The organism is Halalkalibacter lacteus (genome assembly GCF_036663595.1).
GTDB classification, from domain to species: domain Bacteria; phylum Bacillota; class Bacilli; order Bacillales; family Bacillaceae_D; genus Halalkalibacter; species Halalkalibacter lacteus.
This window is the reverse complement of sequence record NZ_JAWRVL010000171.1, coordinates 1-278: the sequence shown is the minus strand read 5'-3', so window position 1 is coordinate 278 and position 278 is coordinate 1. Positions and strand designations below refer to the sequence as shown.

Sequence of the window (278 nt, the reverse complement as noted above, 5' to 3'; positions counted from 1 at the left end):
CGAGACTCTCGACCAATCGCCCGCGCCGTTCGCGCAGATCGATGCCGAATGACTTGAACTCGCTTTCGCGATAGCCCTGACCGACGCCAAAAAGCAGTTTGCCGCCGGACAGATTGTCGAGCGTAGCCATGTACTCGGCGACCATCACCGGATGGTGCAGCGGTAACAAGAATATCGAAGTGCCGACGTACATCCCCGGCACCCGGCCGGCGAGATAAGCCAACAATGGAATAGACTGCAAGATCGCCGCATCCGGCCCGGTGAGAAAATGCTGCGCC

Annotated in this window: 1 protein-coding gene; it reads right to left on the bottom strand. The window is 59.4% G+C overall.

Annotated elements, in window-relative coordinates:
- A partial coding sequence (locus SAZ04_RS21955; protein ID WP_332699679.1) for an LLM class flavin-dependent oxidoreductase occupies positions 1-278 on the bottom strand: 278 nt, incomplete at both ends.